This is a genomic window from Leclercia sp. AS011 (assembly GCF_037152535.1).
Taxonomy (GTDB): Bacteria; Pseudomonadota; Gammaproteobacteria; order Enterobacterales; family Enterobacteriaceae; genus Enterobacter.
In genome coordinates this window covers 189,634-202,263 of record NZ_JBBCMA010000004.1, presented here as the reverse complement: position 1 = coordinate 202,263, position 12,630 = coordinate 189,634, and the positions used below count along the sequence as shown (strand labels likewise).

Here is a 12,630-nt window from a genome sequence, read left to right as displayed (position 1 = left end):
ACGATTTTAAGCATATAACAATAATCTCATAATTTTCTGGTCGCTGGTTCTAGTCCAGCAGGGGCCACAAGATAAAAAAGGAGTCAGATAAGAAATTATCTGACTCCTTTTTCGTTTGTATAGTGAGTGGTTCATAAAGAATATTAATATATTGTGCACTCACTTCCGTTGCCTGCTTTGAAAATAAATTAAGACCAGCGGCAACCGCCAGCCTCATTACAGACAATATTAATGCGTCCGGTACGGCTCCCGCACATAATCCCGCAGGATATACACCATGTCATGCAGCAGTCCCGCCAGGTCCTCCGCCACCTTCTCCGGCAGCGTATTTCCCAGTAACGCCTGATTCAGCGAGCGCAGATACTCCACCATCAAACAGGTGTCTTGCCAGCAGTGCGGCATCGCGGATTCGGGCGGCTCATCAACCGTAAGCTGCGCCACCAGGTGCGGGGGTAAATCTTCATCGCACAGCTGTGCCAGACGAGCGAGCACATGAGATAACCGTCCGCAAAACGCCAGACGCGTGGACACCTCTTTCGTTTCCAGTAAGACATTCACATAGGCCGTGCACAGGTCCGTGACTTCAAACAGGTCGGCCGTGGCGGGGAGCGGCGCGGTGAGCAGGTGATGAATAACGCTTTCGTCAAATTCGGGATAAGACGGGGTTGGGATCGTAGCCATAAGGCAGCCTCCTTGTACAAAGAATGAGATCACCGCCAGAGTTCCTACGCTCGGGGGGTGACGCTGACGGAGGTAGGAATGCCGACGTACAAGGGGATCGGCCAGCCTTTCGGCTGCTCCGCCAGCGCCACCGTAATTTTATCGGGATACGCGCTGGCAGGACACCAGAAAGTGAATCTGGGTCGCCTTGTACTGAATCGGGTTCCTACGCCCGGCTGCAGTTTCTCCTGCAACGCCTTCACCCTACTCCTCTCCCCGTCCCGCTAAAAGCAAAATCCCGTCCCGGTTTTCATCTCTGCGAGCCGCCTTCCAGAATCCCGACTTCAACGCCCCATCAAAAACGAATCGTCATTTTTTGTAAAATGAAATGGCGTTTTAGGTATCTCCATCACAATTTACTTTTCGGATGTTGTTAAGATATCCGACCATACAGATAGCAGGGTTTTTATGCAGATGACTAACAGGTGTGAAAAATGATGAGCATGTCTTAGCGCATTCAAACGGCATTAAAAACAAAACATTTATTTGTGATCATATTTTAAATCGTGATTGCGGAGACGCTTTTACCCAAAACTAACAGACTTATTTAACTATTTATTTTACAGCGCCAGAAAATAACTATCGGGATAACTCTCGGGGATGCGTTCGGCCTGAAAATTTTAACTGACTATTTTGATACTCTCTTAAATACGGAAAACTATCGTGGATTACATTATTAAAATACTTGGCACGCCCGCGATTATCGTCGCGTTCATTGCTTTTTTAGGTCTGGCATTACAAAGAAGTAGTCTCACCGATATTATTAAAGGCACCCTCCTCGCCTTTATTGGTTTTGTATTAATTAAAACCGGCGGGAGTATTCTCGGCGGCGTATTAACCATGTTCAGCGATATCTTTACCAATGCGTTTGGCTTGCGTGGGGTCGTGCCCAGCAACGAAGCGATTATGGCGCTGACCATCGATACCCTCGGCCGACCGGCGGCGTTCATATTATTCTTCGCGATGATCATTAACGTGCTGCTGGCCCGTTATACCCGATTTAAATCCATTTACCTGTCGCTGCACCTGATCGTCTTTATGGCCTTTTCGGTCACCGCCGCCCTGGTGGGATTAGGTTATAGCGAGCAGTTCGCCATTATTTTCGGCTCGCTGGTGATCGGCGCTTATATGGCGGTGTTCCCGACCATTCTGTCGCGCTTTAGCCGTAAAATTATCGGCCATAACGATTACTGTATCGCCCATGCCGCCTCCAGTTCCTATATTATCGGCTCGTATCTTGGGAAATGGTTTGGCGATACCTCGGTCAACGTCGAAGAGGTGAAAGTCAGCGGTAAATTCAGCTTCCTGAAAAACCCGGACGTGGCGACCTTTATTACCATGTTCTTCCTGCTGGGCATCTCCTCCATTTTTGCGGAAGAGGCCTTCCTCAACAACGTGCTGGCGAACAAACCTTACTTTGTCTGGCTGCTGGAGAAATCCGCCACCTTCGCGGGCGGTCTCTATATCGCTAAAAAAGGCGTGGTGATGTTTACCGAAGAGATCGTGCCTGCGTTCAGGGGCTTTTCGCAGGTGGTGGCGCCGGGTTCTGTTCCGGCTGTGGATCCGATGGTGCTGTTCGACAAGTCACCGAACGCGGTACTGGTGGGCTTCCTGGTGAGCTTTGTCGCGGAACTATGCTGCGTGGCGATCTTCCCGTTCATCGGTCTGCCGATCATTATCCCGGGCATTATGGCCAGCTTCATAACTGGCGGTAGCGCGGCGATCTTTGGTAACGCAACGGGTGGGTTCCGTGGGGCGGTGCTGGCGAGTTTCGTGAATGGTCTGCTGCTCTGCTTCCTGCCGGCGCTGGTGCTGCCGCTGTTTAACCACCTGGGCGTGACGGCGGTGACCTTTGCGGATCCGGACTTCACCTTCCTGTCCGCTATCATCAAATACACCTTCGGTCTGGCACATTAATCCTGCTACCGGCCCGTATTCGGGCCGGTTTTTACTGTCTCTATTTCGCCAGCGACACCAGCATCTTCAGACTCGCAGAATAATAATCCTCCTGGGTGGTGATCTGTGGATCGCCCGCCGGGAGTTGTCCCATCGCCAAATCACGAACCGCCAGCAGGCCGCCTTCCATCATATAAGGCGCAGGATCGCCAGTGGTGACATTCACCCAGGCAGGCGTCTGATTACGGGCAAAACGTCCCCAGTACGCGGTATACGGGGCCATCAGCGGGCTGGAGGCATTGGCCCACTTGATATACAGCGGGACGCGGATCGCATCGTAGCTAAAGCGCGCCGGCCACTCTTTCGCCGGGGTCACGTGCCCGTCGGCATAGAGAGAAACCCAGTCCGCGGGCATCTGGGTGTTACCGAAGCGCATTTTCACCAGCAGCTTCTGCCCGTCGTTGATGAGATCACGCCACACCGTCAGATGACTGCGCTTCGCGAAATCTTCCCAGGCCGGGAAGATGAAATAGGACGGGTTAAGATTCACATAGCTGTTGAGGTTAAAGCCTTTCGCGCCGGGCAGCATCACGCGGTAACCGGCAAAGCTGATCACGTTGCGGGCCAGCAGCGATTTAGTGATGGCGTCTGAGGCGTTCAGATAGCTGCTGTCGTTCCACTGGGTGCCCGCTTTTAACAGCGCCCAGGCGATAAAGGTATCGCCATCGGTGGCGTTGTTTCTGTCGGCGATCGGGTCCGGCGCAACCGGGTTATAACGCCAGTAGAACAGCCCCGTCTGCGGGTTTTGCAGGTTCTTTTTGGTCCAGCCCCAGATTTTGTCAAAACCGGCGCGGTCGTTGTTACGCACCGCCATCATCATGGCGAAGCCCTGCCCTTCAGTGTGGCTCACACTGTTGTTGCCGGTATCAATGATGCGGCCATCCGCCATTAAAAATCGCGCTTTGTAGCTGTCCCAGGCGGGGCCGGCAAAGGCCTGATGACTTAATATCATCCCCAGCACCAGAATCAGGGTTTTACTTCGCTGCCACATGGCCGATCCTTATTGATTGTTTTGATATCTGAAATGGATAACCGTAGCCGAGGGGGAAGCCTCGCGCCACAGCGATACGTGTGATTTGCCGCCCTGCTCGCGCAGCCAGCGAGCGTAGAGCCCCTCCAGCACTGCGCTGAAGGCGTGGTTCCACGCCATCTGTTTTGCCTCTTCCGGCGGCACCGGTATGGCGGTATGCACGATGCGGATCGCCGTGTCGCTGGCATCCATATCAATATAGCCCCAGTCAAAAGCCGCGAGCCGGGCATTGATCTGCGCTTCGAGTTCGCCCAGGGTGTGGGCAAGCGCCAGCGGGAAGCGTTCGCCCAGCGCGTCGCCCATCTGCACGAGGAACGAGCGGCTCTGCGCCTCGCCGACGTTGGCGACCATCTTCTCAACCATCACGTGGATCAGCGAAAACCAACCGGACTGCGTCTGTTGATTCTGGTAATACTGTAAAAGCTGTTGGTCATTCATCACTTGTTCCCCAGAAGGTAGCGGAAGTAGAGGGTCGCGGTACTTTCGTTGTAATCCCCGAAGGTGTCATACCCCACCTGCCCGCCGATGGTCATGTCTTTATTAAGTTTGTAGTCGGTGGATGCGCGCAGGTTATACCCCAGCCCGTTCTCGCTGTTGCCTTTGTAGAATGCCTCTTTGGCGAAGCCACGGGAGACATAATCTTCCAGCTGTCTCTGCATGGCCTTATCCGTCGGGAAGTACGGGCTCTCATCCTGGGAGTAGGACTGATACCCCACCGACGCCCCTAAGCCCAGCTTCCAGTTGTCGAACTTCTGGGTGTAATCCACCGGGAAGGAGACGCTGATGTAATCCTGCGGACTGAAATACCCCCCCTGACCGTAGCTGAAGTAGCTCAGGTTCTTGTCGAAGTTCATGTAGTTCATGTTGATGCCGGCTTTTAACTCGCGATCGGCAGCATAGTACGGACGGAAATAGACCCCCGCCGAACCGTTGACGCTGGTGTTGCTCGGCACGTTCTCGCCGATGTAGTCGTAGATGCCAAATCCGGCGTAGAAGCCCGCATCGGTATTGTCATAGCTCAGCTGGGCGCTGCCGCCGTTTTTGGTGACCTGGCCCCACTTCTTGCCGCTGTACTTGTCTTCCACCCCGACGTATGACAGCAGGCTGTCCACCACCGCGCGACGCTCGCCGGTCAGCACCAGCTTGAGGTAATCCGTCAGCTGCGGCGACCACTGCACGCCACCCACCAGGGTGTTCAGATCCTGGCCCAGCGGCGTGGAGCCGACATCAAGTTTGTACTGCTCGCCGGTAAGCGCCATCGCCACTTCCACGCCCTGCGCACTTTGCGAGCCCTGGGACGGCACCTTGATCTTGTCGATGTTCGGCAGCTCAGGCGGCGTGGTGGTGGAGGCGTTATACAGCTCCTCGGCCACCCCGCCCTGGATCAGCGCCCCGGTACCAAACCGGCGGCTGGACTCCTCGGAAGAGGTACCAGCATCGAGGCTGATCGGCGTGACGTTCACATCCAGACGCGAATCGCCGAACGGCACCGTGGACCACTGCAGCGGGGCCTTGATCTCCGTCAGCTTGCTCAGCCCCTCTTCGCCATCACGGGCGCGCAGAGCGGTAGAGCCCCGCGCCCAGGTGGCGGTTTTGTCCACCAGCATCTCCATCATGTTATCCACCTGACGCAGCGTCCCGGCCTGGGCGGTTTCCACCGGCAGATCGGTACGCACGGTGCCTGGCGGGGCGGTCTGTGGATTACGCGCCAGCTGGGCCACCTGCCACGGCATCGCCTGGCCGTAGAGGGACGCAGGATCTGCCACCGCGCCCGAACTGGAGGTGCCAACAAACGGGTTGTCCGCCAGCGCCAGGCCACCCAGCATCGGGGCCGTTTCGCCGGTATTGTTTTGCAGGCCGAGCAGCTTGCCGCGCGCGGTGCGCAGATAGCTCATCGCCTGCTGATGGTTGCCCTGAGCCTCGGAGACCCGGGCCAGCAGCAGCAAGCGCTCCGGGGTACTGTCGTTGGTCAGCCCGGCGGAAAGCTGCTTCGCTTTATCCACATTGTTGCTGGCAAGGGCCACGTCGATGGCCCCGGCGCGTGCATCCTGCTGCGGCGTGTCGCGGGTCATCAGGTAGTCGTAAACCACCCCGGCCTCTTTGTTCATCTTCCCGGACTGATAGACGCGGGCCATGGCAAACATCAGGTCGGTGTTCTGCGGATCGTTTTGCATGGCGCGGATCAGCTTGTCGTAAGCCGCCGCGTAGTTGCCCTGCACGCGCAGACGATCGGCCTCGTTGATCACGTAGCCGTTGCGAATGCTCGCCAGCTGGGTCGGGGTACTGCGCGATTGCAGCTCCGGGCTGGCAAGCCAGGCCTGAGCTTCGCCGCCCAGTCCGGCCTGGTTCAGGACCGCCACCTGATCGGCATAATCCCCGGCGTTACCCTGCACCCCGCGGCGCATGTTGTCATGCACCACGCTCACCGCAGTGGTGACATCGCCACTCTGGGCCAGCATCCGCGCCAGCTTGCCCGCATCGGCCGGGCTTTGCGGCGGACGTGCCGCCAGCGCTTTCAGGGTGTTGGCCGCCGCGGTGCGGTCGCCCTGGGCCAGATAGCGTTCGGCCACGTCCATCTGCAGGTTGTAATTCACCCGCTGGGAGAGCTCGCGCATATCGCTGTTCTGGCTGGAGGCCGGAATGCGCGACAGCAGGGTTTGCGACTGCTGCCAGGCGTTGTTTTCGCTGGCGAACAGGGCCGCCGCGTAGAGTTCGCTGTTGCTGGCGTTCGGACGGAACGCAGGGGTCATGACGTTAGCCGCCTCCGCGCTTCGCCCCTGCTTCTGCAGCAGACGGGCCAGATCCAGACGCAGCCAGGGATCGGACGGATAGCGGGCCGTGCCCTGCTGTAACAGGGCGATGGCGCGCTGCGGATCGCCGCTGGCCGCAGCCTGCTGGGCCTGACGACGCAGCGGATCGGTCGGGTTGCCGCCGGAGACGCGCGGTGCCAGCCTCGCCTGCAGGCTGGCGGGCAGGGTCTGCAACATCGCCTGGGCTTCGGCGGTTTTGTTCTGCTCGCGCAGGACGTAGTAGAGGTTTTCCCGCGCCGAGCCGTTATTCGGCTGCTCGGTCAGCAGGCCGCGCAGGGTCTGCTCTGCCGCGGTGTAGTCTTTGTTATGCCGCTGGACGTCGGCGCGGAACAGCTTCGCCGCCGCCCCCTGCTCGCCGCTGCGCTGGGTCAGGGGGGCGCTCAGGGCCAGCGCCTGGCTGACGTTACCCTGCTTATACGCCGCCTGGGCCTGGGCCAGTTGGCCGTAGAATTCGGCATCCTGCGCCTGCTGTTTGCGCTCGTCAGAGGCCGCACCGCCAAGGCTGGCCGCCCGGTTCAGGTACTGCGCCCCCGCGGCGTAGTCGCCCTTGCGCAGGGCCACGTAGCCCATCCCGGCCAGCGCATCGGCATCTTCCGGGTTGGCCTTCAGCACCTGCTCAAACTGGCCGCGCGCGGTATCGGTATTGCCGCTGTTCAGCGCCGCATAGCCTTCGCCTTTGGCCGCCCCACCGATGCTCTTGCGATAATAATCCTGCACCGCCGTGTCGTTCGGATGACGCTGGAGGAAGGTCTGGTAGTAGGCTTCGTCGCCCGCCTGCGGCCCGAGCCACAGCAGGGCCTGACGCAGGGATTTATCCGCATCCTGATTGCCGCTCGCCAGATCCTGCAGGATGTTCATCCCCTCGCGACGGGTGCTCTCCTGGTAGGTCAGCACTTTGCCCAACGCGATTTTGACGTTGTTATCCTGCGGATACTGCACGCGCAGCTGCCGCAGCTCGCTCACCGCCTGCGGGTAGAGGGACTTGTCCCCCGCCATGGTCAGATAGTATTCCGGGGCGAGGCTCGGCGGCGGCTGGTTGCCGGTAAACAGGCTCTGCCAGGTGGCCAGCGCGGCGGGAATGTTGCCGCTGCGCGCCTGCTGACGGGCCAGCTCCAGCTGGCCGCGCGGCACCTGCTGCATCTGTTTGGCATTATCCAGCGCCTGCAAATTGGCATCCTGCGGCGAAACCGCCGCTAAACGCTCGCGCCACTGGGCCGCCCCTTTGATGTCACCGGCCTGCTGCGACCACAGGGCCATCAGGTACAACGCCTGGGTGTTGTTGGCGTCGACCATCAGCACTTTCTTCAGCGATTCCATTGCCAGGTTATCGTGAGACTTCTCGTGCCAGTAGTTGGCCTGATCGAACAGCGCTTTCAGCGCCGGGTTATTGGCCGACTGCGTGGCATCTGCCGCCTGGGCACCCTGGAGGCCCCCGATCGCCAGCCCGCTGACCAGGCAAAGTACAGGCAGATGTCCGGCGGTTTTGTTTTTATTGTCCATAGTGTTACCACCCTTACTCACGATCTGAATCCTGTGGGTTAAGACGTTTGTGCGCGCGTTTTTTCAGTAACGAGTAGAGGCTCAGGCCAATAATCGACGCGAACAGCAGTCCAAAAATCGCCAGCATGGCGGAGTGCTGCGTGGCATACCACACCACCATCATGTACCAGGGCATCTGGCCGCTCGGGAACTGCGGGCCGACGCGGAAGCTGCGCACGCCGTTCTCATCGGTGATGATCGCGGTATCGCCGCGGATGCCGGCGTTTATACGGGCGGAGTTGAGGTCGGTATGCAGACGCGCCAGCTGGGCGTCGTCACTGCCGATCGCCATCACCACCAGACGCTCCGGGTTCCACTGGGAGCGGAAGCTGACAAAGCCGCGCCAGGATTCGTTAGACGAGAAGTAGCGGTCGGCATCCACGCCCGACGCGTTCCAGTCCCCCTCCAGCAGACGCTGCGCTTTTTCCCACATTTTGGGCTGGCGCACGCCAAAGCTGTGCTCGTTGCTGACAAACGGCGACTGCGCCAGCAGGGCGCGGTTAAAGGCGGTTTGATTCAACGAGGAGACCGCCAGCACGTCGCTGTTGCTCAGGCGCAGCAGGTTCGCTCCGCCGGACGGCAGGCCAAACATCACCCGGTTGTTGTTCAGCGCGGTGCCGGTGGCGTTACCGGAACGGGCAGAGAGATCCAGCAGGGTGCTAATCTCGCTTTCGCTCGGGTTCTCCGGCAGCAGCAGCACCGTCTGGGAGAAATCCGCCAGACGGGTGAACGGGAACGAGGCACCGACGAAATACGAGAGGTTCGGCAGCAGCGTGAAGTGGCGCGTTTTGCTCAGATCGATACTCGAGTCTTCGTCGATACGGCTCTTGATGTTGTTATTGAGCAGCACGCTGCACGGCGCGGTCTCTTTGGTCTGGATGTTGAAATAGAGTTGCAGCTGGTTGTCGCCATAAATCAGATACGGCTCCAGCGGCACCTCAACATTCTCCTGACGCGCATCGCCGCCGAGCTTATGCCACAGGCTTTCGAGCAGCCCCTGTTTGTTGACCGGCAGGTTGCGCAGGAACGCGCCGTTGAAGGTCATCGACAGGTAGGAACGCTGCTCGTCAATCCAGCTTTCGGACGGGAAGCGGTAGGCCACTTTCAGCGGAATGGTGTCGCCATCCCACATAAACAGGTCGGGCGCGGCGCGGAAGGCCAGGGTCAGCGGCTCGTGCCAGATGCCGGTCACCGTCAGGCTCTGATCCTTACGCATCAGCTCGCTCAGCAGCACCGGGCGATCGGTCGAGATCCAGCGCGGGGCATCATAAGGTTTGCTGACCGGGATGTTCTGCGCTTCAACCGGCAGGCTGGTGGTCTGGGCGTTGAACTGCCCGCGGGTCAGACGCCACGCGGCGCTTTTCAGCTGCTGCTCGTTATTTCCCACCACCAGCAGCAGCTTGTAGATCGGGTTGCCCGGGTTATCGACCACCTGCAGCGTGGCCCCGTTCGAGGCCGGCAGGGTTAAGCCGCCGATGGACTCGCCCGGTTTACCAAACAGGATGCCGTTTTTCTCCGGCAGCTGGTCATGCAGCGCATCAAAGGCGATGCCGCGATAGTCCGCTTCGATCCCCAGCCAGGAGGCGATCAGCGCCGCAGCGCCCACCTGCTCCGGCAGGGTTTTGGCCGGGAACGCGAAGGTCAGCGTGGTCGGCGTCATTTGCATTTCATCGAGGAACGGGCGCGGGAAGTGGCTGAGATCCGCGCTGATGTTCAGCTGCTGCGCCTCCAGGTCCAGCCGGGTGTTCGGCATGATGGTGACCTGGTAGCTGTCGGACAGATCGCGCTGGCACAGCAGCGCATCTCCGTCGTTAATTTTGAAGCTGATGTTGTTGCGGGACACCACCATCGCCGCCGGAATATCCAGCTGATAGCTCGAGACATTGCTGTCGGCGGAGCCCAGCGGCACCGTCCCCAGCGGCTGGCCGTTGAGCATCAGCTGCAGGGTGGTGTTGCGGGCGGCCATCGCCGGAGAGACCTTGAGGTTCAGCTCCAGCTGGGCGTTGGTGATCACCTGGTCCGCAGAGAGAGTAAAGTCGATCCCGCCCTGCAGCTGACCACCGCTCAACACCACGCCGTTCGGCTGCCCCATCTGGGCAACGGTGATGCTGCTGGTGATGCCAGGAGTGATGCCCATCGGCGCCGCAGACGCGGCATCGGGCGCTGGTGTGGCAGGCGCAGCCTCAGGCACCGGGGTCGTCTCCGCGACCGGTGGAGTCTGGAAAGCGGGCAGCGTGTCGGGGGCAGGCAACGTGGCCGGGTCCGTTTCGGCCGCAGCAGGCGTCGCATCTGCCGCAGGCTGCGCCGTCTCTGTTACCGGCGGCGGGAGATCCACCGGCAGCAGCGATTCCACGGTGGTCGGCTCTTCCGCCGTCACCGGCTGCACCAGCACGCCAAACATCAGCGCCATCTGCAGCGCTTTACGGGTCATCCCTTTCATACAGCAGTGTCCTCGTTGGCGTTATTCCCGCGGCGTGCGTTCTCATGGCGATGACGGCGCTTTTCACGACGGTCTTTCCAGGTCAGCCAGAACAGATCGAACACGCTGCGAATGATGATAAACAACGAGCGGAACGGGTTGTCCTGCGGTTTTGGCGGGTTGATCCACGCATCGGCGCGGGCCAGTACCACCCGCACCAGTTCGCGACGGCGGTCCAGCGGGATCTCGGCAAACATCAGGCGAATGTACTGTTCGTCGTGGGCAATCACGCTCACCGGAATGCTGATGGCACCGGACTGCAATTGCAGCTCGATCTCTTCGATTTCATCGGTCAGGTGGCGGTCATCCACCACCGCAATACGGCAGCCGCCCATGGAGAGATCCAGGGTATGGCTGCGCGAGGAGATGCCGCTGGCGTAGTGGATCACCACCGGCACGTTGGCATCAATACGGATAGTTTTACGCGTCTGACGGGTCTCACGGGCCACGGCAATGGCGGCCAGCAGGAAGATCAGGCTGTAGAGGCCCCAGCCGACGTTAAGAGCGATAACCATCGGATCCACGTTAAAGTAGTCGTGGGCGACGGCGCGCGTAATCCCGGCCACCACCCCTGCCGCCAGCAGCACGGCGATGATCAGGTGTGGGCGCACAATGCTGAAATCGAAATAGCCCACGTCCAGCAGCGCGCCTTTATCGGTCACGTTGAACTTGCCGCGTTTCGGGAAGATCAGGGTGATCACCGTCGGCAGCACCAGATGGAAGGCCAGCACCAGGTCGTAGATCTCCCCCCAGAAGCTGTAGCGGAAACGCCCGTTGACCCGCGAGTTCACATAGATACAGAGGAACAGGTGCGGCAGCATGTAGGCGAAAATCAGGCTCGCCGAGGAGTGAATAATGTTCAGGTTAAACAGCAGGTACGCCAGCGGCGCGGTCAGGAACGCCACGCGCGGCAGCGCAAACTGGAACGACAGCATGGCGTTGAGGTAACAAAGACGCTGCTGCCACTTCAGGCCGCGGCCCAGCAGCGGGTTATCGACCCGCAAAATCTGGGTCATGCCGCGCGCCCAGCGGGTACGCTGAATGACGTGCACCACCAGACGCTCGGTCGCCAGCCCTGCCGCCAGCGGAATATTAAGATAGGCCGACTTCCAGCCCAGACGCTGCATCTTCAGCGCGGTATGGGCATCTTCGGTCACAGTCTCAACCGCAAAGCCGCCGATCTCCTCTAACGCGCTGCGACGGATCACCGCGCAGGAGCCGCAGAAGAAGGTGGCATTCCAGTTATCGTTCCCGCGCTGGATCTGCCCGTAGAACAGCTGGCCTTCGTTGGGAATATCGCGGCCCGCGGAGAGGTTACGCTCGAACGGATCCGGCGAGTAGAAGTAGTGTGGGGTCTGCATCAGCGCCAGACGTGGGTCTTGCAGGAAGGCCCCGACGGTTGCCTGCAGGAAGATACGCGTCGCCACGTGGTCGCAGTCAAAGACGCAGATCAGCTCGCCTTTGGTGAGCTTCATGGCGTGGTTGAGGTTGCCCGCTTTGGCGTGGGAGTTGTCGTTACGGGTGATGTACCCTACCCCGACGTTGGCGGCAAATACCGCAAACTCGCTACGCTTGCCGTCATCGAGCAGGTAGATCTTGAGCTTGTCGGCCGGGTAATCCAGGCATTGCGCCGCCAGCACCGTATCGCGCACCACGTCCAGACTTTCGTTGTACGACGGGATATAGATATCCACCGTCGGCCACAGCGCCATATCATCGGGCAGCGGTACGATCTTACGCTGGAGCGGAAACAGGTTTTGCAGATAACTTAAAATAATGGTTATCCAGATATAGAGTTCGGCAAGAAATAACCCGATGCCGAGTATGGCCTCTATTTCGGAATTAAAGTGCAGCGTCTGCGTGGCACGAAACCAGATATATCGTGTGGACATTAACACTGCCACAATCATCATGATCACCGACACACGATGATGTTTGCTAAAGCCCAGCAACAACAATGCCCCAATACTGATTAAGCCGAAGATATACTGCTTCTGGCTGTCCATTGGAGTGATAATAATTAATACGGCGATGGGTGCTAAGACCAATAGCAGTAAATAAAACAGCGCCTTTTTCATAGGACGTCCTGAAATTGT

Annotated in this window: 8 protein-coding genes; 2 read left to right on the top strand and 6 right to left on the bottom strand. The window is 59.1% G+C overall.

The window, feature by feature from the left end; all coding sequences use genetic code 11:
• Window positions 1–228: 228 nt before the first annotated feature.
• Window positions 229–681 (bottom strand): hypothetical protein, encoded by a 453-nt coding sequence (locus WFO70_RS17060; RefSeq protein ID WP_337017762.1) that lies wholly within the window; start codon window positions 679–681, stop codon window positions 229–231.
• A 78-nt stretch (window positions 682–759) separates the two neighbouring features.
• Here WFO70_RS17060 and WFO70_RS17055 point away from each other — a divergent pair, with 78 nt between their 5' ends.
• Together WFO70_RS17055 and WFO70_RS17050 are read left to right on the top strand one after the other, a co-directional pair.
• The gene (locus tag WFO70_RS17055; protein ID WP_337017760.1) at window positions 760–948 is read left to right on the top strand and encodes a hypothetical protein; all 189 of its coding nucleotides are present in this window, start codon (window positions 760–762) and stop codon (window positions 946–948) included.
• 435 nt (window positions 949–1,383) lie between these two features.
• The gene (locus WFO70_RS17050; RefSeq protein WP_337017758.1) at window positions 1,384–2,637 is read left to right on the top strand and encodes a PTS ascorbate transporter subunit IIC; all 1,254 of its coding nucleotides are present in this window, start codon (window positions 1,384–1,386) and stop codon (window positions 2,635–2,637) included.
• Window positions 2,638–2,677: 40 nt separating this feature from the next.
• Here the strand turns inward: WFO70_RS17050 and WFO70_RS17045 are convergent, their stop codons facing one another.
• From WFO70_RS17045 to bcsA, 5 genes are read right to left on the bottom strand one after another with little or no spacing between them, the layout of a single operon-like run.
• Complete coding sequence (locus WFO70_RS17045; protein ID WP_337017756.1) at window positions 2,678–3,667, bottom strand: glycosyl hydrolase family 8; 990 nt, start codon at window positions 3,665–3,667, stop codon at window positions 2,678–2,680.
• Window positions 3,668–3,676: 9 nt separating this feature from the next.
• The gene (gene bcsD / locus WFO70_RS17040; RefSeq protein WP_337017754.1) at window positions 3,677–4,144 is read right to left on the bottom strand and encodes a cellulose biosynthesis protein BcsD; all 468 of its coding nucleotides are present in this window, start codon (window positions 4,142–4,144) and stop codon (window positions 3,677–3,679) included.
• Window positions 4,144–8,016, bottom strand: coding sequence for a cellulose biosynthesis protein BcsC (locus WFO70_RS17035; protein WP_337017752.1), 3,873 nt, complete (start codon window positions 8,014–8,016; stop codon window positions 4,144–4,146). The genes bcsD and WFO70_RS17035 overlap by 1 nt, the downstream gene beginning before the upstream one ends.
• A gap of 13 nt (window positions 8,017–8,029) precedes the next feature.
• A complete protein-coding gene (gene bcsB, locus WFO70_RS17030) occupies window positions 8,030–10,495 on the bottom strand; it encodes a cellulose biosynthesis cyclic di-GMP-binding regulatory protein BcsB (protein WP_337017750.1) in 2,466 nt (821 codons plus the stop codon).
• Window positions 10,492–12,612 (bottom strand): UDP-forming cellulose synthase catalytic subunit, encoded by a 2,121-nt coding sequence (gene bcsA, locus WFO70_RS17025; RefSeq protein WP_337017748.1) that lies wholly within the window; start codon window positions 12,610–12,612, stop codon window positions 10,492–10,494. Before bcsA ends, bcsB begins: the two co-directional genes overlap by 4 nt.
• Between the last annotated feature and the right edge of the window lie 18 nt (window positions 12,613–12,630).